Genomic DNA, 24,131 nt, shown 5'->3' with positions numbered 1-24,131 from the left:
ACGACTCAGACTTCCGCAATTCGTAAGGAGCAACCGAAACCATGGCGGTTTCCGTAACCCTTCCGGCGCTCGGCGAGAGCGTCACCGAGGGCACTGTCACCCGCTGGCTGAAGGCCGAGGGCGAACGCGTCGAGGCCGACGAGCCGCTGCTCGAAGTCTCGACCGACAAGGTCGACACCGAGATCCCGGCCCCCGCCTCCGGTGTGCTGGCCTCGATCAAGGTCGCCGAGGACGAGACGGTCGAGGTGGGCGCCGAGCTGGCGATCATCGACGACGGCACCGGCGCGCCCGCTGCCGCTCCGGCTCCGGCCGCCGAGCCCGCCGCCGCCCCGGCTCCGGCCGCCCCGGCGCCGGTCGCCGAGGCCCCCGCCGCCCCCTCCCCGGCCCCCGCCGCCGCCCCCGCCGCTCCGGCCGGTGGCGCGTCCGGTACGGACGTGGTGCTGCCCGCGCTCGGTGAGTCCGTCACCGAGGGCACCGTCACCCGCTGGCTGAAGTCGGTCGGCGACTCGGTCGAGGCCGACGAGCCGCTGCTGGAGGTGTCGACCGACAAGGTGGACACCGAGATCCCGGCGCCCACCTCCGGTGTGCTGCTCGAGATCACGGTCGGCGAGGACGAGACCGCCGAGGTCGGCGCCAAGCTCGCCGTCATCGGCGCCCCGGGTGCCGCTCCGGCCGCCGCCCCCGCCCCGGCCGCCCCGGCTCCGGCGCCCGCCGCCGCTGCCCCGGCCCCCGCGGCTCCGGCTCCGGCCCCCGCCGCTCCGGCCCCCGCGCCCGCGCCGGCCGCCCCGGCGCCCGCTCCGGTCGCCGCCGCGCCAGCTCCGGCCGCCCCGGCTCCGGCCCCCGCGCCGGTGGCCGCCGCCCCCGTCACCCCGGCGCCGGCCCCGGCCGCTCCGGTCGACGAGGGTGCCTACGTCACCCCGCTGGTCCGCAAGCTCGCCGCCGAGAACGGTGTCGACCTGGGCGCCGTCAAGGGCACCGGCGTCGGTGGCCGGATCCGCAAGCAGGACGTGCTCGCCGCCGCCGAGGCCGCGAAGGCCGCCGCCGCTGCTCCGGCTCCCGCCGCTGCCGCTCCGGCCGCCGCCGCGAAGAAGGCCCCGGCGCTGGAGGTCTCCCCGCTCCGCGGCCAGACCGTCAAGATGACCCGCATCCGCAAGGTCATCGGCGACAACATGGTCAAGGCGCTGCGCGAGCAGGCCCAGCTCTCCTCGGTCGTCGAGGTCGACGTGACCCGCCTGATGCGCCTGCGCAACCAGGCCAAGGACTCGTTCGCGGCCCGCGAGGGCGTCAAGCTCTCCCCGATGCCGTTCTTCGTCAAGGCCGCGGCCCAGGCGCTGAAGGCCCACCCGGTCATCAACTCCCGGATCAACGAGGCCGACGGCACCATCACCTACTTCGACACCGAGAACATCGGTATCGCGGTGGACTCCGAGAAGGGCCTGATGACCCCGGTCATCAAGGGCGCCGGCGACCTCAACATCGCCGGTATCGCCAAGGCCACGGCCGACCTGGCCGGCAAGGTCCGCGCCAACAAGATCACCCCGGACGAGCTGTCCGGTGCGACCTTCACCATCTCCAACACCGGCTCGCGCGGCGCGCTGTTCGACACGATCATCGTGCCGCCGAACCAGGTCGCGATCCTCGGCATCGGTGCCACGGTCAAGCGTCCGGCCGTCATCGAGACGGAGGAGGGCACGGTCATCGGCGTCCGCGACATGACGTACCTGACCCTGTCCTACGACCACCGCCTGGTGGACGGCGCCGACGCGGCCCGTTACCTGACGGCCGTCAAGGCGATCCTGGAGGCGGGCGAGTTCGAGGTCGAGCTCGGTCTCTGATCCCCAGCGGGTTCCACGGTGCCCCGTCCGGATTTCTCCGGGCGGGGCACCGTCGTCTCCACAGGCAGCGTGTAAGTCTCGTCTCACCTGCGCGAAAGCGCCCCCGTGCGCCTCTCCCGAAAGACGGTCCGGCCTTATTGTCTAAACGTCAAACGCCCTTAAGGAGCTCCCATGACCGCGCCCGTCGTCCACTCGCTGCGCGAACAGATCCGCGAGCACATCGTGGAGGGGATCGTCAGCGGGCGCTGGAAGCCGGGCGAGCGGATCGTGGAGCGGCGGATCGCGACGGAGCTGGAGGTCAGCCAGACGCCGGTGCGTGAGGCGTTGCGCGAGCTGGAGTCGCTCCGGCTCATCGAGTCGGCGCCGAACAAGGGCGTGCGGGTGCGGAACCTGACGGCGGCCGACCTGGAGGAGAGCTACCCGGTGCGGGCCGGCCTGGAGGCGATCGCGGCGGAGCTGGCGGCGGAGAAGCTGGCCGAGGACTGCTCGGCCCTCGAACCGCACGTGGCGGCTCTGTACGACGCCGACCGCAACGCCGACGGCACGGCACAGGTCCGGCACACGGTCGGCTTCCACCGCGAGCTGGTCCGGGCGGCCGGCAACTCGGTGCTGCTGCACACCTGGGAGGGCCTCGGCATCGAGGTCTTCACGGCCCTGTCGATCCGCTGGCTGGGCACGGTCCAGCAGTCGTACGCCGAGGAACACGAGGAACTGGTCGCCGCCTTCCAGCGCCGCGACCCCCGCATCGCCGACATCGTCAAGTCCCACGTCCTCGGCTGCGCCCCCAGGCCGTGAGCCCTCGGGGCTGCGGTGACCCCGGCACCCCCGAAAAACACCGTCCCGGCCGACGCGAGGGCCCGCGACGCAGCACCAAGCCGGCGAGCGGCGGAAAAGAACGACGCACCGCGCCCAAACAAGAGACCCCAGCCCACAGCGCCCCCCAAGGGGCGCGGGGAACTGCGCGAGCAGCCACAACGACGCAGCACCAAGCCGACACCCGCGACGGCGAGCGGCGAAAAGAACGACGCACCGCGCCCAAACAAGAGACCCCAGCCCACAGCGCCCCCCAAGGGGCGCGGGGAACTGCGCGAGCGGCCACGACGGCGCAGCACCGAGCCGACAACCGCCACCCACAACGGCGAGCCGCTGAACGCCGCCACGGCGGAAAAGGGGGTGCGCGCCCCCGGCAAACACACGAGCGCTCCGCCGCTCAAACACCGCCCCACCTGCGTAAACGCCGGCGAGATCACGTCACCCGGTGCCATCGCCGAAGGCACCCCGTGCCGACTTTCTCGGAATCGAGAGGTTTTGCCCTGAACCCTTTGATCGATCATCGATCAGGGAGTTAGAGTCACCGACGGGCTCTCACCCGAGCCCTTCGCCCTGTCCTGCCAAAGACCAAGGGCACCCCCGAAGAACCCCTTACCGATGAGGGAACCCCCTTCGACTGAGGAAGGCGGCGAACATGACCGACCCCCAGGCCATCCAGCCGAGCGCGCTCGACCAGCTCCACGACCGGGACCCGGAGGAGACCGCCGAATGGCAGGCTTCCCTGGACGCCGTGGCCAGGGAGGCCGGACCGCACCGCGCCGCTTACCTGATGCGCCGCACGCTGGAGCGTGCCGAAGCGGACGGCGTCGCGCTGCCGAAGCTGCTGGAGACCGACTACCTCAACACCATCCCCACCGCCGCCGAGACACCCGTCCCCGGCGACGAGGAGATGGAGCGGAAGATCACCGCGTGGAACCGCTGGAACGCGGCCGCGATGGTCACCCGGGGCAGCAAGCACGGCGTCGGCGGCCACATCGCCACCTTCGCCTCCGCCGCCTGGCTCTACGAGACCGGCTTCAACCACTTCTTCAAGGGCAAGGAGGGCGACGGGAGCGGCGACCAGCTCTACATCCAGGGCCACGCCTCCCCCGGCATCTACGCCCGCGCCTTCCTCGACGGCCGCCTCACCGAGGCGCAGCTCGACAACTTCCGCCAGGAGGCCGGCGGCAACGGCCTCCCGTCGTACCCGCACCCCCGCCGCCTGCCCTGGCTGTGGGAGTTCCCGACGGTGAGCATGGGCCTCGGCCCGCTCTCGGCCATCTACCAGGCCCGCTTCAACCGCTACCTGACCGCCCGCGGCATCAAGGACGTCTCGTCCTCGCACGTCTGGGCCTTCCTCGGGGACGGCGAGATGGACGAGCCGGAGTCCACGGCCGCCCTCGCACTCGCCTCCCGCGAGGGCCTGGACAACCTCACCTTCGTCATCAACTGCAACCTGCAGCGCCTCGACGGCCCGGTGCGCGCCAACTTCAAGATCGTGCAGGAGCTGGAGGCCCAGTTCCGCGGCGCCGGCTGGAACGTCGTCAAGACGCTCTGGGGCACCGCCTGGGACGAGCTGTTCGCGCTCGACACCACCGGCGCGCTGGTACGACGGCTGCGCGAGGTACCCGACGCGCAGGTGCAGACGTACCAGACCCGCGACGCCGCCTACATCCGCGCCGACTTCTTCGGCAAGGACCCGGCGCTCGCCGAGATGGCGAAGCTGCTGAGCGACGACAAGATCATCGAGTGCTTCCACCTCTCGCGCGGTGGTCACGAGGCGCGCAAGGTGTACGCCGCGTACAAGGCCGCCGTCGAGTTCAAGGGCGCGCCGACCGTGATCCTGGCCCAGACGGTCAAGGGCCACACCCTCGGCACCGGCTTCGCGTCGAAGAACGCCAACCACCAGATGAAGAAGCTGACGGTGGACGAGTTCAAGACGATGCGCGACGTGTTGGAGCTGCCGATCCCGGACAGCGCCTTCGCCGACGGGGTGGTCCCCTACGGCCACCCGGGCGCCGACTCCCCCGAGGTCCGCTACCTCCAGGAGCGCCGGGCCGCCCTCGGCGGTCCCGCCCCGGCCCGCCGCACCCACGCCCTGGCGCCCCTGCCGGCCCCCGCCGACAAGGCGTTCGCCTCCTTCGACAAGGGCTCCGGCTCGCAGAACGTGGCCACCACCATGGCCTTCGTCCGCCTCGTCAAGGACCTGGTCCGGGACAAGGAGACCGGGAAGCGCTGGGTGCCGATCGTCCCCGACGAGGCGCGCACCTTCGGCATGGAGAGCCTGTTCCCGTCGCTGGGCATCTACTCGCCCAAGGGACAGACGTACGAGCCGGTCGACCGTGACCAGCTGATGTACTACAAGGAGGCCAAGAACGGCCAGATCCTCAACGAGGGGATCACCGAGGCCGGTTCGATGGCCGACTTCATCGCCGCGTCCACCGCGTACGCGACGCACGGCGAGGCGATGATCCCGTTCTACATCTTCTACTCGATGTTCGGCTGGCAGCGGACCGCCGACCAGATGTGGCAGCTCGGCGACCAGCTCGGCCGCGGTTTCCTCGTCGGCGCGACCGCCGGCCGCACCACCCTGACCGGCGAGGGCCTCCAGCACGCCGACGGCCACTCCCCGGTGATCGCCGCGACCAACCCGGCAGCGCTGTCGTACGACCCGGCGTTCGCCTACGAGATCGCGACGATCGTCAAGGACGGCCTGCGCCGCATGTACGGCGAGCCGGCGCCGGGCGAGGACCCGAACGTCTTCTACTACCTGACGGTCTACAACGAGCCGCTGCCGCAGCCCGCCAAGCCTGCCGGGCTCGGCATCGACGAGGGCATCGTCAAGGGCCTGTACCGCTTCAACACGGCGGAGGCGGCCGGGCTGTCCGCGCCGGCGAACGCCCCGCGCATCCAGCTGCTCGGCTCCGGTACGGCGATCCACTGGGCGCTCAAGGCGCAGCAGCTGCTCGCCGAGGAGTGGGGCGTGGCCGCCGACGTCTGGTCCGCCACCTCCTGGACGGAGCTCCGCCGGGACGCCATGGAGGCGGACGCGGCCCTGCTGCGCGGCGAGGAGCGGGTGCCGTACGTCCGCCAGGCGCTGAACGGCGCGGAGGGCCCGGTGCTGGCCGTGTCCGACTACATGCGCCAGGTCCCGGACCAGATCGCGCAGTGGGTCGAGCAGGACTGGTCCTCCCTCGGTGCCGACGGCTTCGGGCTCTCCGACACCCGGGACGCGGCCCGCCGCCACTTCGGTGTCGACGCCGAGTCGGTCGTCGTGTCGGCCCTGGCCCAGCTGGCCAGGCGCGGCGAGGTCAAGGCGACCGCGGTGAAGGAAGCACGGGAGCGCTACGGGCTCTGAGCCGTTGACGGGGTGTCGCACGGTGGAGTGACGGTGGATAACAATCCGCCGCACTCCGCGTGCGCCCCCGGCGCCCAGGCACGATGCTGGACCCGTGATGGACGAGACGGAGTTCTGGGAGCTGGTCGACAGCACCCGCGAGGCCGCCGAGGGCGACCCCGAGGAGCAGGCCGACCTGCTCGTGGAGCGGCTGCTGCAGCTGGAGCCCGATCTGGTCCTGGACTTCGCCCGGCACTTCGAGGCCCGCTACAACCGGGCCTACCGCTGGGACCTGTGGGGCGCCGCGTGGGTGCTCCTCGACGGGGCCAGCGACGACGCGTTCGACTTCTTCCGGTGCTGGCTCATCGCCCAGGGCCGGGAGGTCTTCGAGGGCGCCCTGCACGACCCGGACGCGCTGGCGGAACTGCTGTCCGACTTCGACGAGGAGATCGACGGCGACGGCGAGGAGCTGGGGTACGCGGCGGACGAGGCGTACGAGCAGCTCACCGGGACGGTGGCGCCGGACCTGGGCATCGCCCCCGCGCCCTCCGAACCCGAGGGCACCCCGGTCGACTTCGAGGACGGCCAGGCGCTCGCCGAGCGGTTCCCCAGGCTGTGGGACCGCTTCAAGGCGTAGGGCTGCTCAGGCCACGGTACGGCGGCGGGTCGCGTCGGACGGGATGTAGGCCTGGGTCTGCTCGGCCCTGACCGCGTGGTGCATCGGCGCCGCGTCGGCCTGGTCGAGGGCGGACGCCGTGACCGCGGCCGGGCCGAGGACGACCGTCGCGACGGCGCAGACCACGGCCCAGGGTCCCCTGGACGACCAGGTCCGGCCGGCCTTCTCCGTGACCTGCGTACGGGCTTCGGTACGACTGCTGTTCATGATCCCCGCCTCCGGTCGGCTGCTGATGTCCCTGACGGTAGGACGCGGGGATCTGAACGGCCTGCGTGCCGCCTATGGCGTTCCTGTGGGCGCTTTCGCGGGCGGTACGAGGGCGGCCGGCGGGGACGGTTCCATGAGTGTCCGCAGCGGAGTTCCCGCCCGGGCTCCCCTGCCCTGCAGCCGGGCCGCCGACTCCCTGATCTCCGGCAGGCGGTCGGCGAGGGCGGCTCCGGGGCAGTTGGTCCGATAGCCGTCCTGGTGGCCGGCGACGGCGGGCAGGGCGACGGTGGTGCCCTCCCGGTACCGGCTGAGGCCGTTGCTGGAGACCAGCCGGGCGGTGCCGCGCGGGTCGACGCCGGCCAGCCCGAGTTTCCAGGCGGCGACGGCGGCGATCGCGTCGGTCATGGCGCGCGGCACGGGCACGCCGGCGGTGAAGGTGCCCAGGGCGGCGATACCGGCGGTGCGGTGGTTGAAGCCCTGGGTGTGCGCGCCGGTCACGGCCCGGTCCGCGCCGCCCGCGCGGCCCTCGTAGATGGTGCCGCACCGGTCGACGAGGAAGTTGTAGCCGATGTCGTCCCAGGCGCGGTCGCCGGTCTGGCCGGTGTACAGACGGCGGATGATCTCGGGGGTCTGCGCGCAGGAGTAGCCGTTGGGCGAGTCGGTGTGGTGCACGAAGACGGCGACGACCTGGTCGTCGTAGCGCGGCGGCGGCTGGGTGCGGCGGACGGAGGCGTCCAGCCAGGCCGAGCGCGGCACGATCCGCGGCCGGGGCGCCCGGAAGAGTGCGGCGGGGCTGGCGGGCGCGGGCGCGGCCAGGTGGATCGCGACGGGCCGGTCGGCGCTCTGGGTGCACAGCGCCAGGACGAGGGCCGCGGCGAGGCCGGGCAGGCAGCCGAGCAGTGTCAGGGCGGTGATCCGGGTGCGCCGCCCCGCTCTTGGGAAGACACGCATGGCAATCACTCTCGGGGTGATCGACTGCGCCCGCGATGTGTGCTGTGCCACCTGGTGGAACCATCATCCTGGTCCGGGGCGTTTCAGGGGGTACACGTGCGCGTGGCCGGTTCCCGGGGCCCCGGACGCGTGAACTGATCACTGGACCCGTCCCGACCGTATTGAGGGCACCGAGAGAAAGGCGGCTCCGTGGACCTGCTCGACCTGGTGCTCGTACTGGTGGTCCTCGTCTACGCGGCGTCCGGTTACCGGCGCGGGCTGGTGGCCGGCTGCGTGTCGCTGGCCGGGTTCGTGGGCGGCGCGGTGATCGGCGTGTGGGTGCTGCCGTGGGTGATGGAACTGGTCACGCGCGGGACGGCGACGGCGACGGTGGTCGCGGTGCTGACGGTGCTGGTGCCGGCGGTGGTGGGGCACGAGCTGGCCGGGAGGCTGGCGCTGCGGCTGCGCCGGGAGCTGGACCAGGGGCCGCTCCGGATGGCCGACGGGATAGGCGGCGCGGTCGCCAACTCGGTGGCGGTGCTGATCGTGGCCTGGGTGGCGGCGAGCGTCCTCGGCGCGTCCTCCTCGCCCGCGGTGACCACGGCGATACGGGACTCGAAGCTGCTCGGCGCCGTGCAGGACACCATGCCGGACACCACGCCGGCCTGGTTCTCGCGGGCCACCTCGGCGCTGACCGAGGCGGGTTTCCCGCAGGTCTTCAACCCGTTCGAGAACGAGTCGACGGCCCGGGTCGCCAAGCCCTCCGGGGACAACGTCACGGCGGCGGCGACGAACGCGGCCAAGCGCAGCACGGTCAAGATCGAGGGGGCCTCCGGCACCCAGGGCCGCGAGGGCAGCGGGTTCGTGTTCGCGCCGGAGCACGTGATGACCAACGCGCACGTGGTGGCAGGCATCGACAACCCGAGCGTGCGGATCGGCGGGGTCGGCCCGTCGTACGACGCGCAGGTCGTCCTCTTCGACCCGGACCGGGACGTGGCGGTGCTGTACGTGCCGCAGCTGCGGGCTCCGGTGCTGAAGTTCGACACGAGCGCGGCGCGCGGGAACTCCGCGGTGGTGGCCGGCTATCCGCAGGACGGCAGCCTGAACCTGCAGGCGGCCACCGTGGCGAACACGGTGCAGGCCACCGGCCAGAACATCTACAGCGACGCCACGGTGACCCGGGAGATCTACTCGATCCGCTCCACGGTCCGCCCCGGCAACTCCGGCGGCCCGCTGCTGACCACCGGCGGCAAGGTGTTCGGCGTGGTGTTCGCCCGCTCCACGTCCGACGACGAGACCGGGTACGTGCTGACCGCCGGCGAGGTGGCCACGGACGCCGCGCGCGGCGCGCACGCCACCTCGCCGGTGGACACCGGCGAACTGATCACGTCCTGATCATGTCCTGACCGTCGCGTCCTGGCCTTCGCATCCCGGCCGTCACAGCGCCCGGCCCATGATCACGTCGTCGACGTACTCGCCGTCCAGGAAGAACTCCCCGGGCAGCACGCCCTCGACGGCGAATCCCTCCGACTCGTAGAGCCGGCGGGCCGGGGCGTTGTGCCCGAGGACGCCGAGCCGGATCCGGCGGGCGCCGCGGCGGCGGGCCTCCTCCATCGCCGCCCGCAGCAGCGCCCGCGCCACGCCCCGGCCGCGGGCCTCCTCGGCGACCGCGAGCCCCTGGATCTGCCGGACGTGCGCGTTGGAGGCGATCTTGTAGGCGAGGCCGAGGCGGACGTAGCCGACGATGCGCCGGTCGACCTCGGCGACCAGGGTGTCCTCGGGGGCGTGCCGCCCGCCGAAGAACGGGTCGTACGGCGGCTGCGGCCGCGGCAGGACCGCGTGCTGGTAGGACCAGGTGGCGCGGTCGAGGGCGCAGAGCTCCTCGTCGTCGTCGGGCAGGGCGGTGCGTATGTACGGTTCCGGCATGCGGTCACCCTAGGTCGGCCGGCAGCGCGGCCCCACGGGTTTTCCCGCGTCCTTCCCGGCATGCTGGGACGCATGGAACGTTCTCGTATCGCGGTGGCCGGCGCGTCCGGCCTCATCGGCAGCGCCCTGGTGCGGTCCCTCCGGGCGGACGGGCACGAGGTGGTGCGCCTGGTACGGCGCGCCGCCCACGGCACCGGGGAGGTCTGCTGGGACCCCGGCGGGCAGTACGTGGACACCGCGGGGCTGGCCGGCTGCGACGCGGTGGTGAACCTCGCCGGTGCCGGGATCGGCGACCGGCGCTGGACGGCCGCCTACAAGCGGGAGATCCGGGACAGCCGGGTGCTCGGCACGGCGGCGCTCGCGGAGGCCGTGGCGACGATGCCGGAGCCGCCGCGGGTGTTCGTGAGCGGCAGCGCGATGGGCTTCTACGGCGACACCGGCGACCGGGTCGTGGACGAGGACGCGCCGCCCGGGGACGGGTTCCTGCCGTCGCTGTGCGTGGAGTGGGAGGAGGCTGCGGCCCCGGCGCAGGAGGCGGGTGTGAGGACGGTGTTCACGCGCACGGGACTGGTGGTGGCCCGCGGCGGCGGGGCCTGGGGCCGGCTGTTCCCGCTCTTCAAGGCGGGGCTCGGCGGCCGGCTGGGCGACGGCAGGCAGTACTGGTCGTTCATCGCGCTGCACGACGAGGTGGCCGCGATCCGGTTCCTGATGGAGACTGAGGGTCTGTCGGGGCCGTTCAACCTCACCGCACCCCACCCCCTGACGAACGGTGAGATCACGGCGGCGATGGCCCGGGTGCTGCGCCGTCCGGCCCTCTTCCCGGTGCCCTCCCCGGTGCTGCGCGCGGCGCTCGGCGAGATGGCCGGGGACGTGCTCGGCAGTCAACGGGTGGTGCCGAAGCGGCTCCTGGAGTCGGGGTTCACCTTCGCGTTCCCGGGCATCGAGGACGCGATCCGGGCGGCCTGACGGCCCCTGTGACCGTATGCGACCGGCGTGCGACCGTGCCCTGTTCATGCGCGACTGTCCTTGACCGGTCAGGGCCCTAACCTCGACCCGAACTCGGGTATCCCCGGAGCTTGTTGGGGGCATCACGTCTCCACCGGACGCGCAATCGAGGAGGGGCCTCGTGCATGAGCCCGCGTACCAGGCGGACGTCGTCGTCGTGGGGGCCGGTATCGCCGGACTCTCCGCGGCTCATCGGCTGAACAGCGCAGGAGTAACGACCGCGGTCCTGGAGGCCGCCCCTTACGTCGGCGGGCGCATGTCGACCGAGAAGGTGGACGGCTTCCGGCTCGACCGGATCGGGCAGCTCCTGTCCACGTCCTATCCGGAGCTGCGCCTCGCCCCGGGACTGGACACCCTGGTTCTGCGCCGGTACGCGCCCGGCGTGCTGCTGCATCGCGACGGGCGCAGGCACCGGGCCGGCGCTCCGGCGGGCGGCGGGAGCGCGAGGGGCGCACTGTATGCCGTGCGCGCCCTGGCAAGCGCCCCCAGGGGCGGCTCGCCGGTGGCGCCGCCGCGCTCGACCGCGCCGATGGGCGGCGCCGTCGACCAGGCCCGCCTGGTCGCGGCACTGGGCCGCATCGCCACCACGCCCGTCGAGCGCATCCTCGCCCGCCCCGAGCTCCCCGCGGCGCACGCCCTCGCGGAGCGCGGGGTGCCCGCCCGCACGATCGACGGCTTCCTGCGGCCGCTGCTCGCGGCCCTCCTCTGCGACCCCGAGCTGACGACGTCCAGCCGGTGCGCGGACCTCGCGCTGCGCTCCTTCGCGAGCGGGCGGCTGTGCCTGCCGGAGGGCGGCGCCGAGGTCCTCCCGGACCTCCTGGCCCGCGGCCTCCCGCCCGGCACGGTCCATACCGGCGTGCGGGTCACCTCGGTCTCGACGACCTCGGTGAAAACGGCCGACCACGGCGAGATCCGCTGCCGTGCGGTCCTCCTGGCGACCGACGCCCGAGCCGCCGCCGAGCTCCTCCCGGGCCTGCGCGTCCCGGACTTCCACCAGGTGACGGTGGTCCACCACACCACGGACGAACCGGTGACCCTCACCACCGGCACGTCCCTCCTCCTGGACGCCGACCGGGGCGGCCCCGTCTCCCACACCTCCGTGGTCAGCAACATCGACCCGACCCGCGCCCCCCAGGGCCGCGCCCTGATCTCCTCGACCGTCCTCGGCACACCCCCCGCGGACATCGACACCGCGGTCCGCATGCACCTCACCCGCCTCTACGGCACGTCCACGCGCCGCTGGGAGACCCTCGCCGTCCACCACACCCCCGAGGCCATCCCCGCCATGCGCCCCCCGCACGACCTGCGCCGCCCCGTCCGCCTCCTCGCCGGCCTCTACGTCTGCGGCGACCACCGCGACACCAGCACAGTCCAGGGAGCCCTCCACTCGGCCCACCGGGCAACGGCAGCCATCCTCACGGACCTGGGCACCTCAGGCTCCTTGAACAACGCAGAACCTCTACAACGCCGAGCCGCATAACGCGCCCCTCAGGAGCGCGAGGAACTACGCGACCAACCCCGACGACACCGCACCAAACCGACAACCACACCCCACAACGGCGAGCGGCATCGGCCGGCTCGGCAGCGCCGGACAGCGCCGTCGGGGCTGATCAGCGTTGCGGCGCAAAAGAGAGGGCAGCCCCCATAGCGCCCCACCAGGGGCGCGAGGAACTGCGCGACCAGCCACGACGACACCGCACCAAACCGACCACCGCAACCCGCAACGGCGAGCGGCACCGGCTGGCTCGGCAGCGCCGTCGGGGCTAATCAGCGTTGCGGCGGACGGAAGGTGAGCGGCTGAGGCACCTGAGTCGCAGAGCTGGAGCAGCGGAGAGGCGAGCCGAGTGGGAATTCGGCTCGCCCGGCGCAGCGCGCCGCGGGCAGCGGCCCAGGGCACCAACAGGTCGGCCATGGCCGCGGACGGCATTACGTCGGCCGCAGACGCGCGCAGCGGACCCGTGGGGCGTCAGCTCATTGCGGCGACCTTCTCCCGGTACCCCTTCACCGGCGCCGCGTCCTTGTACGGCTCGAGGCGGCGTTCGAAGTCCTTGACGTACTCGATCGCGCGAACCGAGCGCATCTCCGCCGCCGCGCCCGCCGCCTCGACGCCCAGCGCGCACGCCTGGTCGAGTTCGCCGAGGCCCAGGCGGGCCGTGGCGAGGACGACACGGCAGAAGAGCCGGCTGCGGGCGTACAAGGGCGCGCGGAGCTGCAGCGAGCGCTCGGCGTGCTGCGCGGACGCGCGGAACTGCTGGAGGTCCCGGTGGCAGTGGCCGAACTCGTCGGCGAGCTGGGCCTCGTCGAAGAAGCGGGCCCAGTAGGGGACTTCGTCGCCGGGACGGGCCGTGTCCAGGGCGCGTTCGGCGCGGACGAGCGCGCCCGTGCAGGCGCGCACCTCTCCGAGCACCCCGTGCGCACGGGCCTCGGCCGCGTGCAGCAGGGCCTGCACGACCGGCGGGGCGTTCGTGCCCACCCCCTGCTGCGCCACGCGCGCGAGCTGCACCGCCTCCCGGCCGTGGCCGAGGTAGACCGCCTGGCGGCTCATGGTGACGAGGACGTAGGAGCCGTAGGACCGGTCCCCCGCCGCCTGGGCGAGCCGCAGCGACTGGACGAAGTAGCGCTGGGCGAGCCCGTGCGCGGCGATGTCGTACGACGTCCAGCCCGCGAGCCGGGTCAGGTCGGCCGCCGCGCCGAACAGCCTGCGGCCGGTCTGCTCGCCGTACGTGCCGCGCAGCATCGGCTCGCACTCGTGCTCCAGGTACCGGACGAGCGCCTGCCGGGCGTGGCCGCCGCCGTACTGGTCGTCGAGGGAGCGGAAGAGCTCGCCGACCGAGCGGAGCGCGGCGATGTCGCCGCCGGTCACCTTCTGGCCGGGCCCGCGCTCGGCCTGCCCGCGCGGCCGCACCGGTGCGAGCGGCACCGGCTTGGGCGGGGCGGGCCGGGTCTGCGCCGGCACCCGGGGGGTGCCCGCCGGTGCCGCCGGCTCGCCGCGGGCCACCTTGTCGTCGGCGCGGCCGATCAGCCAGTCCCGGCTGGGGACGACCAGCCCGGCCGGGGTGAAGGCGATCTTGCGGAGCTCGGCGTGGCTGCCGGAGTCCTTGCGCCACAGCCCGCTGACGATGTCGACGGCCTCTTCGGGGGTGGCCGCGAACTCCAGCCCGGCGTACACCGGCGCGCAGGCGTCGAGGCCCAGGTCCTGGGCGGTGAGCCGGCGGCCGAGGCGCCGGGTGAAGACCTCGGCGATCAGGGCCGGGGTGGTGCCCCGGGGCTGCTGGCCGCGCAGCCACCGGGTGACCGATGTCTTGTCGTATCTGAGATCCAGCCCGTGTTCGAGTCCGAGTTGGTCGACGCGCCGGGCCAGACCCGCGTTGGAGAACCCCGCTTCTGCGATGAGCGCGGCGAGCTGGCGGTTGGGGGTGCGCTGCGCGGGTCGGTCCGTCATCTGGGGTGCGGTCTCCTGCCTTCTGGCTCAGCTCGGTCGCTTGTGCCCGGATTGCCGGTGAGCAGCCCTTTTGGCGCTCATGGACGGCGCGAATGTAGCGGAGAGTGAGGAGTCGATCGCACATCTCGCCACTCATTCATCCGATCGTGTGAGAATTAGCCCCAGGGCTGACGCGCGACGGGCGGACGTACAGTGGCTTGGGCGCGTTACGCGCCTGACGCACTGATCGCCTTATCGCCGAGGGAGGCGCTTGCCGTGAGTGAGTTGCGGTTCGTCCGCATGGGGTTCGGCGCGGACGCCGTCGAGTACCAGGAGGCCTGGGACGAGCAGCGCCGCGTGCACGCGGCGCGGTTCGCCGACGAGGTGCCCGACACGGTCCTGCTGCTGGAACACCCCCCGGTCTACACGGCGGGCCGCCGCACCGCGGACAACGAGCGACCGCTCGACGGCACCCCCGTCATCGACGTGGACCGCGGCGGCAAGATCACCTGGCACGGCCCCGGCCAGCTGGTGGGCTACCCGATCCAGAAGCTCCCGCGCCCGGTCGACGTGGTCGCGCACGTACGGCGCCTGGAGGAGGCCCTGATCCGCGTCTGCGCGGAGTTCGGCCTGGAGACCACCCGGGTCGAGGGGCGCAGCGGCGTGTGGGTGCTCGGCGACCCGGTCGAGCAGCGCCCGCAGGCCCTCGGCGGCCTCTCCCTGGACTTCGACCCCCGGCTGGCGGACGACGAGTTCGACCCCCGCCTCAACGGTCCGGAGTACGCCCCCTCCAACGCCGGCCAGCGCCGCGAGGACCGCAAGATCGCCGCGATCGGCATCCGCGTCGCCAAGGGCGTGACCATGCACGGCTTCGCCCTCAACGTGAACCCGGACAACAAGTGGTTCGACCGGATCATCCCGTGCGGGATCCGGGACGCGGGCGTCGCCTCCCTCGCGGCCGAACTCGGCCGGGACGTGACCATCGAGGAGGTGCTGCCGGTGGTGGAGCGGCACCTGAAGGACGTCCTGGAGAACGCGGATCTGAAGCCGAGGGTGATCGAGAGGACGCCGGCGGCATAAATCAGCCCGCCCGGCACTTGGCAACGAAGGGCAACCCACAACAGCCCGTCCGGCGTTCGAGGACGAGGCCGGAGGCCTGCGGCGGGGGCCTGGGAGCGGCAGCCTCCGGAGAGGCCGGAACCGCCACCGGGCATTCAAATCAACGGGCGTACCCTGAAGGTCGCCGAAGAATCAATCGCTAGGGAGCCGGTCGTGTCCGCAGTCTCACCCGACGGACGCAAGATGCTGCGCCTGGAGGTCCGCAACGCCGAGACCCCCATCGAGCGCAAGCCCGAGTGGATCAAGACCCGGGCGAAAATGGGCCCCGAGTACACCAAGATGCAGAACCTCGTGAAGAGCGAGGGCCTGCACACGGTCTGCCAGGAAGCCGGCTGCCCGAACATCTACGAGTGCTGGGAGGACCGCGAGGCGACCTTCCTCATCGGCGGCGACCAGTGCACCCGGCGTTGCGACTTCTGCCAGATCGACACCGGCAAGCCCGAGGCACTGGACCGCGACGAGCCGCGCCGGGTGGGCGAGTCCGTGGTCACCATGGACCTGAACTACGCCACCATCACCGGCGTCGCCCGCGACGACCTGGCGGACGGCGGTGCCTGGCTGTACGCGGAGACGGTCCGCCAGATCCACGCGCAGACGGCGGGGCGCGAGGCCGGCCGCACCAAGGTCGAGCTGCTCGCCCCCGACTTCAACGCGGTCCCGGAGCAGCTCGCCGAGGTCTTCTCGTCCCGCCCCGAGGTCTTCGCGCACAACGTCGAGACGGTGCCCCGGATCTTCAAGCGGATCCGCCCCGGCTTCCGCTACGAGCGCTCGCTGAAGGTCATCACCGAGGCCCGTGACTTCGGCCTGGTCACCAAGTCCAACCTCATCCTCGGCATGGGCGAGACCCGCGAGGAGGTCTCCGAGGCGCTGCGCCAGCTGCACGAGGCCGGCTGCGAACTGGTCACCATCACGCAGTACCTGCGCCCGAGCGTGCGGCACCACCCCGTGGAGCGCTGGGTCAAGCCGCAGGAGTTCGTGGAGCTGAAGGAGGAGGCCGAGCAGATCGGCTTCTCCGGTGTCATGTCCGGCCCGCTGGTGCGGTCCTCGTACCGCGCCGGCCGCCTGTACCAGATGGCCGTCGAGAAGCGTGGCGCGTTCGTCGCCGCCCAGGCGGTCTGACGGCGGGCCCGGACCGGGCCCGCCGCCGAGCGTGTGAATTCACGCACAAACTATTACTGACCAGTAGTGACCGAATGGACGCGGTCCTGACCGTCCTCGCTGATGAGGGCGCACGTCAGGGCCGCGTCAGCGTTCCGGGCCTGCGTATCAAGGTTTCATTGGCGTTTGACCGGTCGGTCACGCCCTGGTAACACCGAACAGTGACCCTGGTATCACAGCACGTACACCCACCTCGAGGGGGGACCTCCACCATGCAGGCCGCGCCGCCCGTTCGCGCCACCGCGATCCCGTCCTTCACCGACGCGCTGCGCGCCGTCGAGTCGCTGCTCATGAGCGGCGGCCAGCGCACCGCGCGCCAGAACGCCTGGACCTCCGTGCTGGAGGACCGCCGTCGCGCCAAGGACCGGGTCGAGGCCCAGCGCTTCCTCGAGCAGGCCGCCGGCCGCTCCTGACGCCCCTTCCGTGGCCTTGTCGGGACACTGCCGTCGTAGGCACTCCCGGGGCCACGTAGACTTCGGGGCATGGCGAGGAAGGAACCCGCAGCGGACGCTGCGAATGCGGGACGGCTGAAGCAGATCGTCCTGACGTACAAGATGACGCGCAAGGCCGACAAGATGATCGGTCTTGTACTTGCGGGTGTCGGTCTCGGCACCCTTGCCGTCTTCCTCGTGATCGGCTTCCTGATCGGCCACCCGGTCTATCTGGGCATCCTGGGCCTGCTGCTCGCGTTCCTCGCGGCGGCGATCGTCTTCGGCCGCCGGGCCGAGCGGGCGGCCTTCGGCCAGATGGAGGGCCAGCCGGGCGCCGCGGCCGCGGTGCTGGACAACATCGGGCGAGGCTGGACGACGACGCCGGCGGTGGCGATGAACCGCAGCCAGGACGTGGTGCACCGGGCGGTCGGCAAGGCCGGCATCGTCCTGGTCGCCGAGGGCAACCCGAACCGGGTGAAGACCCTGCTGGCCGCCGAGAAGAAGAAGATGGCCCGGATCGTGGCCGACGTGCCGGTGCACGACGTGATCGTGGGCACGGGTGAGGGCCAGGTCCCGCTGAAGAAGCTGCGGACCACGATGCTGAAGTTCCCTCGCGTGCTGACGGGGCCCCAGGTGACGACCACGAACGACCGGCTGCGGGCGATGGGCGACCTGATGTCCAACATGCCGTTGCCGAAGGGCCCGATGCCCAGGGGGATGCGGATGCCGAAGGGTGGTCCTCGGGGGCGGTAGAGCTCGCCCACGAGCTCGGGGCGCGGTGGTTGCGTGTGCGACTGCCGCGCCTTTGTCGTTGCTCGCGCAGTTCCTCGCGCCCTTGAAAGGGCGACTCGCCGCCGAACGGAGCAACCAGCCGTTTATCGGGTCATCTGCTCCTAACCTGCCAGGTGTGACAAAACGCCATATTGCATACCTCGCGTGCAGCGCCGCCCTGTGCGGCTCCCTCCTCGGTGCCGCTCCGGCGACCTCCTCGCACGGCGTTCTGACCGTGCACCCGGGCCAGTCCATCCAGAAGGCGGTCGACGCCGCCGCGCCCGGCGACACTGTCCTGGTGCTGGCCGGCACCTACCACGAGAGCGTCAAGGTGACCACGCCCGGCCTCACCCTGCGCGGCATGGGCCCGGACACCGTGCTCGAGCCGGTCAAGAAGTCCAAGAAAGCCATGAAGGCCATGAACGGCACTAAGAAGACCGCCGTGAAGTCCTGCGCCGAGATGGGCAACGGCATCTGCGTGGTCGGCGCCAAGAACCAGCCCGTCGAGGACGTGACGATCGCCCACATGACCGTCACCGGGTTCTCCCGGACCGGCGTCATGGCCGTGGGCACGTCCAACCTGCACGTGCACGGCGTGGCCGCCGTGAAGAACGGGCAGTGGGGCCTCGCCGAGGAGCGCGCGGTCCACAGCATGTACCAGAACAACATCGCCCGGGACAACGGCGACGCCGGCATCTTCCTGGCCAACTCCGTCACCGCGGAGAAGGGCGCCGCCGACACGTTCGGCACCGTCGTCGAGCACAACATCCTGGAGAAGAACCGGATCGGCGTCACCGTCCGGCGGCTGCGCAACCTCACGGTCTCCGACAACTCGGTCACCGGGAACTGCGCGGGCGTGTTCGTCGTCGGCGACGAGAACAAGCCGAAGGCCGGGAAGCTGACCGTCGCCGACAACCAGGTCGTGAAGAACAACAAGTACTGCAAGAAGACCGCCCGGCTGTCCTTCCTGCAGGGCTCCGGCATCGTCCTGACCGGCACCGAGAGCACCCTGGTGACCGGGAACACCGTCACCGGCAACTCCGGCAAGTCGCCGCTGTCGGGCGGTGTCGTGGTCTTCAAGAGCTTCGTGGGTGTCACCAGCGACAAGAACCAGATCACCCGCAACAAGCTGTCCGGCAACGCCCCCGCCGACCTGGTCAACCAGGAGGCGAGCAAGCACGGCAACGCCTTCAAGGACAACTCCTGCAAGAAGTCCAAGCCCGCGGGTCTGTGCTGACCTGACGGCCGTACGACACCCCCCACACGGAAGGAAGGCGGCACATGACCGCACCAGCACGCGACCTCTCGACGCCGGCCAAGGGGCCGGCGGAGGACGCTCCGCCGCCGTCGATGCGGCTGCGCGAGCTCGTGTTCGGGGCGGCCTGTGCCGCCGCCGTCCGCGCGGCCGCCCGGCTGCGCGTCGCCGACGCGCTCGGGGACGCCCCCATGACCGTGGAGAGCCTGGCCTCCGCGGTGAAGACGGACCCGAAGCCGCTGCGCCGGCTGCTGCGCGCCCTGTCCTGCTACGGCGTCTTCGCCGAGCGGCCGGACGGGACGTTCGCCCACACCGATACCTCCCGGCTGCTGCGCGAGGACGACCCGCACAGCCTGCGCTACATCGCCATGTGGTGCACCGAGCCGTGGACCTGGGACGCCTGGCCGAAGCTCGACGAGGCGGTGCGCACCGGCCGCAACGTCGTCGAGGACCTCTACGGCAAGGAGTTCTTCGTCTACCTGAACGAGGACGCGCCGGAGTCGGCGGACGTCTTCAACCGGGCGATGACCACCTCCAGCGAGCAGTCGGCCCGCGAGGTCGCCGCCCTGCTCGACCTCTCCGGCAGCCGCTCGGTCGCGGACCTCGGCGGCGGGCAGGGGCACGTGGTGGCCAGCCTGCTGGACAAGTACCCGGCCATGAAGGGCTATCTGCTGGACCTGCCCAAGGTGGTGGAGAAGGCGCTGCCCCGGCTGCGCGAGGGCGGTGACCTCGCGGACCGGGCGCGGGTGGTGCCCGGTGACATCCGGGAGGCCGTGCCGGTCGACGCGGACGTCTACATCATCAAGAACATCCTGGAGTGGGACGACGAGTCCACCGCGCGGCTGCTCGCCAACGTGGTCGCGGCGGGCGGGCCCGGGGCCCGGGTCGTGGTGATCGAGAACCTGGTCGACGACACCCCGTCGATGCGGTTCAGCACCGCGATGGACCTGCTGCTGCTCCTGAACGTCGGCGGGGCCAAGCACACCACCGACTCCATGGTGCGCCGGCTGGGCGACGCGGGCCTGAGCGTCAACGACATCCGGCCGGTCAACCCGTACCTGCACGCCTTCGACTGCACGGTGCCCGCCTGAGCCGGGCCGCCCTGAACGCGCCGGTGCCGGGCCCGCGTCGTGTGCGGGTCCGGCACCGTTGGCGTACGGCGGCACGCGGGGTCATGCGCCGCCGTCGCGCTCCCAGAGGTAGAAGCGCTGGGCCATCGCGTCCTTCGGGGAACGCCAGGTCTCCGGGTCGTACGCGCTGACGTACGCCGTGAGACGCTCGCTGATGTCCCTGAACTCGGGGTGCGAGGTGACCTTCGCGATGGCCGGTCCCGGCTCGCGCTCGGACTCGACGAGGTGCATGTACACATCGCCGAACTGGAAGAGGCTGCGCCGGGTGACCCCGACGAGGTGCGGCAGCTCCCCCCGGTCGGACTCCGCGAACACCTTCGCGATGTCGGGCGCGGAGCCCGGTGCCATACGGGCGACGATCAGGGCCTGGTGCACGTGTCTCTCCGTTCCTGTCTTCCTGGCGGCCGGCTCAGTCGGCGAGGGCCGGGTCGGGGCGCCGGCCGGTGGCGGCCTTCTCGATCTTGTCCCGGATCAGGGCCATCTGGATCTTGGAGTTCTTGTTGATGTTGTCGGTCATCCAGTCGTCGTCGACGGGGGCGTCCGGCTTCATCGCGAAGTCCTGGGTCCAGACCATCCGGGTACCGGCGGGCACCTCCTCGTACTGCCAGAGGATGTCCATGTGCGCGAACGGGCCGGTCTCGACCCGGCGGGCCTTGACGCGGAGGTTGCGGCGGTCCGCCGAGCGCTCGGAGACCCAGCTCCACACCTTGCCGTTCTCGTCGGGGTGCATGGTCAGCCGGAAGGTGACCTTCTTCCCGTCGTCCTCGAGGATCTCGGCGCTGGCGTACTCGCTGAACAGCTGGGGCCAGTTGGCCACGTCGTTGGTCATGTCCCAGACCAGGTCGACGGGCGCGGCGATGGTGATCTCGTTCTGGGTGTGTCCGGTCATGTCAGGCTCCCGCGGGCATGGCGCTGTTGACGAGGTCGAGGAACTGGCGCGGCGTCTTGCACCGCTCGGCGTCCACCGGCATGGGCACGCCGTGCCGGTTCTCCAGCTCGCCGACGATGCCGAGCAGGCCCAGCGAGTCGACGCCGAGGACGTCGAAGCCGCTGTCGGCCCGGTCCTGGAGATCGGCCGGGGAGACGGTGACGCCGGCGGCCTTCTTCATGAGTTCGGACAGTTCGTCCACGGTGATGCTCATAGCAACTCCTTCTGCTTCGCTGCTGGGCAGCTGGTGTGTTCGACTCACTCGGCCGCGCCGTGGCGCAGCACGAGCGCCGAGTTCGACCCCATGAGGCCCCGGCTGAGCACCAGTGCCGTGCGTGGCCGCGCGGCACGCGCGCTGCCGGTCACGAGGTCGAGGTCGTGGCAGATGTCGTGGACACCCGGGGTCGGCGGGATCAGACCGTGTTCCATGGCGAGCACCGCGGCGGCGGTGTCCAGGACCGGGGCCGCGCAGTAGCCCCGGCCGATCCCGGTCTTGGGCGCGGTGACCGGCACCCGCCTGCCGTGCGCGCCGAGCGCGTCGGTGATGGCCAGCGCCTCCGCCCGGTCGGCCTCCGGGACGCCCAGGGCGTCGGCGAAGACCACGTCGACCTCCTCGGGAGCGCAGCCGGCCTCGGCGAGCGCCCCGCGGATGGCCTGGGCGAGCCCGGCCCGGGACTCGGCCCAGCGGGAGGCGCCGGTGAAGGTCGACGCGTGGCCGTCGAGGGTGGCCCGGACCGGCAGTCCGCGCCGGCGGGCCGAGCCGGTGTCCTCCACGACGAGCATGGCGCCGCCCTCGGCCGGCACGAACCCGCAGGCCTGCTCGGTGAACGGGCGGTAGGCGCGGGTGGGGTCGGTCTCCCGGCTGAGTTCCTCGTAGCCGAGCTGGCAGACCACCGAGTAGGGAGCTATCGGCGCCTCGGTGGAGCCGGCCACGATGACGTCCGTGCCGCGGCGGACCGCGCGGGCCGCGTGGGCGAGGGCGTCCAGGCCGCCGGCCTCGTCGGCGGCGACCACCGAGCAGGGGCCCTTGAAGCCGCGCCGGATGGAGATCTGGCCGGTGCTGGCCGCGTAGAACCAGGCGATGGACTGGTAGGGGCCGACGAACCGGCTGCCCTTGCCCCAGAGCTGCTGGAGCTCGCGCTGGCCGAACTCGCCGCCGCCGGAGCCGGCCGCGGTGACCACGCCGATGTCGAACGGCGATTCTTCGGTGTCGGCGCGGCCGAGCCGGGCGTCCTCGAGTGCCAGGTCGGCCGCGGCCATCGCGAAGTGCGTGAAGCGGTCGGTCTGGACGATGAGGCGTTCCTCGACGGCGGCCGCCGGGTCGAAGTCGCGGACTTCCCCGGCCACCTTCATGGGCAGGTGCTCGCAGCCGTCGCGGGTCACCTTGTCGAGGACGTTGCGTCCCTCCTGGACCGACTTCCAGAAGGTCTCGGTGCTGGTTCCGTTGGGCGCGACGACACCGATGCCGGTGACGGCCGCCCGTCGAGACCGGGGTTCGCTCATCGTGTCCGTCCTCTCTGCCGGGTCAGGATCACCGCGGACTGGAAGCCGCCGAACCCGCTGCCCACGGACAGGACGCCGTTCAGGCGCCGTTCGCGGGCGACGCGCGGTACGTAGTCGAGGTCGCACTCGGGGTCGGGGGTCTCGTAGTTGGCGGTGGGCGGGACGACCTGGTGGGCCAGGGCGAGCACGCAGGCGACGACCTCGATGGCGCCGATCGCGCCGAGCGAGTGGCCCACCATGGACTTGATGGAGCTCATGGGCGTGCTGTACGCGTGCTGCCCGAGCGCCTTCTTCACGGCGGCGGTCTCGTGGCGGTCGTTCTGCCGGGTGCCGGAGCCGTGCGCGTTGACGTAGTCGATGGCGGTGGGGTCGAGGCGGGCGTGGTCCAGGGCGGTCTCGATGGCGCGTGCCATCTCCAGGCCCTCGCTGGTGAGACCGGTCATGTGGTAGGCGTTGCCGAAGGTGGCGTAGCCGTCGAGCTGGCAGTAGATGTGCGCGCCGCGGGCCTTGGCGTGCTCCAGCTCCTCCAGGACGAGCACCGCGCCGCCCTCGCCCATGACGAACCCGTCACGGCGGTTGTCGAACGGGCGGGAGGCGTGCTCGGGGTCGTCGTTGTTCGGGGAGGTGGCCTTGATCGCGTCGAAGCAGGCCATGGTGATGGGTGAGATCGGGGAGTCCGAGGCACCGGCGATGCAGATGTCGGCGCGGCCCTCCTGGACGGTGTGGAAGGCGTAGCCGACGGCGTCCAGGCCCGAGGTGCAGCCGGTGGACACGGTCTGCACCGGACCCTGGGCGCCGAATCGTTCCGCCACCGCGGAGGCCAGCGTGCTCGGGGAGAACGCCCGGTGCAGCTGGGGCTGCGCCTGCCGGTGATCCACGTCCCAGCGCTGGCCCGCGCCGCTCACCAGGACGTAGTCGTGCTCCAGCCGGGTGGTGCCACCGACCGCCGTCCCCAGGGAGACCCCGATCCGCCAGGGGTCTTCCCGGCCGAGGTCGAGACCCGAGTCCCGGACCGCCTCGTCGCCGGCGACCAGGGCGAACTGTATGTACCGGTCCGCCCGCTCGATCTCCCCGGCGTCCAGGCCGTGTGCCGCCGGGTCGAAGTCGCACTCGGCGGCGATCCGCGACCTGAGGCCCGAGGGGTCGAAGAAGGTGATGCCGCGCGTCGCGGTCCGGCCCGAGGCGAGCAGATCCCAGAACGCCGGTACGCCCACACCCCCCGGAGCGACGATGCCTATGCCCGTAACCGCCACGCGCCGGGTCACGACCGGACCTGCCCCACGGCGACGGCTTCCGTCTCCTCGGTGTCGACGTGGCCCAGGGCCGGGCGCGGGGCCAGCGGGCCGAGGTGGAAGACGATCCGGGCCTCGACGTCCCCCACGTTGCGGAAGCGGTGCTTCATGTTGATGGGGATCATCAGCCCCTGCTCGGGCCGCAGCGGGTGCGCTTCGCCGTCCAGGTCGACCTCCATCTCGCCGCAGACGACGTACACGAACTCCTCGGAGTACGGGTGGTAGTGCTCGGCGATGCGGTCGCCCGGCTGCACGATGGCCACACCCATGAAACCGCTGGTGGAACCCACCGTGGCCGGGGTGAGCATGGCGCGCAGATCGCCGCCGCGCCGGGTGTTTGGCTCGATCTCGCCGAGGTCCACGATCTTGGGAATGGGCTGCATGTCTGCGTTCCTCC

23 protein-coding genes are annotated in these 24,131 nt (G+C 71.9%); 13 read left to right on the top strand and 10 right to left on the bottom strand.

Translation table 11 applies throughout. The features are described from left to right. Positions 1–41: 41 nt before the first annotated feature. The 4 genes from sucB (at position 42) to BLW82_RS31210 (ending at position 6,619) form a co-directional block, all read left to right on the top strand. Positions 42–1,835: a 2-oxoglutarate dehydrogenase, E2 component, dihydrolipoamide succinyltransferase gene (sucB, locus tag BLW82_RS31225; RefSeq protein WP_093503915.1), complete on the top strand. Its 1,794-nt coding sequence runs from the start codon at positions 42–44 to the stop codon at positions 1,833–1,835. A 171-nt stretch (positions 1,836–2,006) separates the two neighbouring features. After that, complete coding sequence (locus tag BLW82_RS31220) at positions 2,007–2,630, top strand: GntR family transcriptional regulator (RefSeq protein ID WP_089101179.1); 624 nt, start codon at positions 2,007–2,009, stop codon at positions 2,628–2,630. A 670-nt stretch (positions 2,631–3,300) separates the two neighbouring features. After that, positions 3,301–6,003, top strand: coding sequence for a pyruvate dehydrogenase (acetyl-transferring), homodimeric type (gene aceE / locus BLW82_RS31215; RefSeq protein WP_093503913.1), 2,703 nt, complete (start codon positions 3,301–3,303; stop codon positions 6,001–6,003). A 97-nt stretch (positions 6,004–6,100) separates the two neighbouring features. After that, entirely contained in the window at positions 6,101–6,619 is a 519-nt protein-coding gene (locus BLW82_RS31210) for a DUF4240 domain-containing protein (RefSeq protein WP_177233334.1), read from the top strand. A gap of 6 nt (positions 6,620–6,625) precedes the next feature. Here BLW82_RS31210 and BLW82_RS31205 read toward each other — a convergent pair whose 3' ends face one another. Both BLW82_RS31205 and BLW82_RS31200 read right to left on the bottom strand, forming a co-directional pair. Next, positions 6,626–6,865: a hypothetical protein gene (locus BLW82_RS31205; protein ID WP_093503910.1), complete on the bottom strand. Its 240-nt coding sequence runs from the start codon at positions 6,863–6,865 to the stop codon at positions 6,626–6,628. Between the two features lie 72 nt (positions 6,866–6,937). Next, positions 6,938–7,816 carry a peptidoglycan recognition protein family protein gene (locus BLW82_RS31200; RefSeq protein ID WP_093503908.1) on the bottom strand — a complete coding sequence of 293 codons (879 nt, stop codon included), beginning with the start codon at positions 7,814–7,816 and terminating at the stop codon, positions 6,938–6,940. A 189-nt stretch (positions 7,817–8,005) separates the two neighbouring features. Between BLW82_RS31200 and BLW82_RS31195 the strand changes: the two genes are divergently transcribed. Further along, the gene (locus tag BLW82_RS31195) at positions 8,006–9,190 is read left to right on the top strand and encodes a MarP family serine protease (protein WP_093503906.1); all 1,185 of its coding nucleotides are present in this window, start codon (positions 8,006–8,008) and stop codon (positions 9,188–9,190) included. A 42-nt stretch (positions 9,191–9,232) separates the two neighbouring features. On the opposite strand, the gene BLW82_RS31190 is transcribed toward BLW82_RS31195, so the two are convergent. Next, positions 9,233–9,721, bottom strand: a complete 489-nt coding sequence (locus BLW82_RS31190; protein WP_093503904.1) for a GNAT family N-acetyltransferase — start codon at positions 9,719–9,721, stop codon at positions 9,233–9,235. Positions 9,722–9,793: 72 nt separating this feature from the next. On the opposite strand from BLW82_RS31190, the gene BLW82_RS31185 reads away from it, so the two are divergent. Then, positions 9,794–10,687, top strand: coding sequence for a TIGR01777 family oxidoreductase (locus tag BLW82_RS31185; protein WP_093508382.1), 894 nt, complete (start codon positions 9,794–9,796; stop codon positions 10,685–10,687). 160 nt (positions 10,688–10,847) lie between these two features. Beyond that, positions 10,848–12,206: an NAD(P)/FAD-dependent oxidoreductase gene (locus tag BLW82_RS31180; protein WP_093503902.1), complete on the top strand. Its 1,359-nt coding sequence runs from the start codon at positions 10,848–10,850 to the stop codon at positions 12,204–12,206. Between the two features lie 486 nt (positions 12,207–12,692). On the opposite strand, the gene BLW82_RS31175 is transcribed toward BLW82_RS31180, so the two are convergent. Further along, complete coding sequence (locus BLW82_RS31175; protein WP_093503900.1) at positions 12,693–14,168, bottom strand: NsdA family TPR-like regulatory protein; 1,476 nt, start codon at positions 14,166–14,168, stop codon at positions 12,693–12,695. 255 nt (positions 14,169–14,423) lie between these two features. Here BLW82_RS31175 and lipB point away from each other — a divergent pair, with 255 nt between their 5' ends. The 6 genes from lipB (at position 14,424) to BLW82_RS31145 (ending at position 19,972) form a co-directional block, all read left to right on the top strand. Further along, positions 14,424–15,227, top strand: a complete 804-nt coding sequence (gene lipB / locus BLW82_RS31170; protein WP_093503898.1) for a lipoyl(octanoyl) transferase LipB — start codon at positions 14,424–14,426, stop codon at positions 15,225–15,227. A 192-nt stretch (positions 15,228–15,419) separates the two neighbouring features. Next, positions 15,420–16,385, top strand: a complete 966-nt coding sequence (lipA, locus tag BLW82_RS31165; RefSeq protein WP_093503896.1) for a lipoyl synthase — start codon at positions 15,420–15,422, stop codon at positions 16,383–16,385. Between the two features lie 251 nt (positions 16,386–16,636). Next, entirely contained in the window at positions 16,637–16,837 is a 201-nt protein-coding gene (locus tag BLW82_RS31160) for an SCO2195 family GlnR-regulated protein (RefSeq protein ID WP_093503894.1), read from the top strand. A 69-nt stretch (positions 16,838–16,906) separates the two neighbouring features. After that, positions 16,907–17,608 carry a DUF4191 domain-containing protein gene (locus BLW82_RS31155; RefSeq protein ID WP_093503892.1) on the top strand — a complete coding sequence of 234 codons (702 nt, stop codon included), beginning with the start codon at positions 16,907–16,909 and terminating at the stop codon, positions 17,606–17,608. Positions 17,609–17,762: 154 nt separating this feature from the next. Then, complete coding sequence (locus BLW82_RS31150) at positions 17,763–18,863, top strand: right-handed parallel beta-helix repeat-containing protein (protein ID WP_093503891.1); 1,101 nt, start codon at positions 17,763–17,765, stop codon at positions 18,861–18,863. 113 nt (positions 18,864–18,976) lie between these two features. Continuing rightward, positions 18,977–19,972: a methyltransferase gene (locus BLW82_RS31145; protein ID WP_177233333.1), complete on the top strand. Its 996-nt coding sequence runs from the start codon at positions 18,977–18,979 to the stop codon at positions 19,970–19,972. Between the two features lie 81 nt (positions 19,973–20,053). On the opposite strand, the gene BLW82_RS31140 is transcribed toward BLW82_RS31145, so the two are convergent. From BLW82_RS31140 to BLW82_RS31115, 6 genes are read right to left on the bottom strand one after another with little or no spacing between them, the layout of a single operon-like run. Then, positions 20,054–20,386, bottom strand: a complete 333-nt coding sequence (locus BLW82_RS31140; RefSeq protein WP_093503887.1) for a TcmI family type II polyketide cyclase — start codon at positions 20,384–20,386, stop codon at positions 20,054–20,056. Positions 20,387–20,420: 34 nt separating this feature from the next. Continuing rightward, a complete protein-coding gene (locus BLW82_RS31135; RefSeq protein WP_093503885.1) occupies positions 20,421–20,900 on the bottom strand; it encodes an SRPBCC family protein in 480 nt (159 codons plus the stop codon). Position 20,901: 1 nt separating this feature from the next. Further along, positions 20,902–21,153, bottom strand: coding sequence for an acyl carrier protein (locus BLW82_RS31130; RefSeq protein WP_089101200.1), 252 nt, complete (start codon positions 21,151–21,153; stop codon positions 20,902–20,904). Positions 21,154–21,197: 44 nt separating this feature from the next. Then, positions 21,198–22,442, bottom strand: coding sequence for a ketosynthase chain-length factor (locus tag BLW82_RS31125; protein ID WP_093503883.1), 1,245 nt, complete (start codon positions 22,440–22,442; stop codon positions 21,198–21,200). After that, entirely contained in the window at positions 22,439–23,707 is a 1,269-nt protein-coding gene (locus BLW82_RS31120; RefSeq protein WP_177233132.1) for a beta-ketoacyl-[acyl-carrier-protein] synthase family protein, read from the bottom strand. The genes BLW82_RS31125 and BLW82_RS31120 overlap by 4 nt, the downstream gene beginning before the upstream one ends. Next, entirely contained in the window at positions 23,704–24,117 is a 414-nt protein-coding gene (locus BLW82_RS31115; RefSeq protein ID WP_093503881.1) for a cupin domain-containing protein, read from the bottom strand. The genes BLW82_RS31120 and BLW82_RS31115 overlap by 4 nt, the downstream gene beginning before the upstream one ends. Between the last annotated feature and the right edge of the window lie 14 nt (positions 24,118–24,131).

Origin of the sequence: Streptomyces sp. Ag109_O5-10 (assembly GCF_900105755.1) — a bacterium.
Classification (GTDB): domain Bacteria; phylum Actinomycetota; class Actinomycetes; order Streptomycetales; family Streptomycetaceae; genus Streptomyces.
The sequence above is the reverse complement of the archived record's forward strand: the minus strand, read 5'-3'. Positions and strand labels throughout refer to the sequence as shown.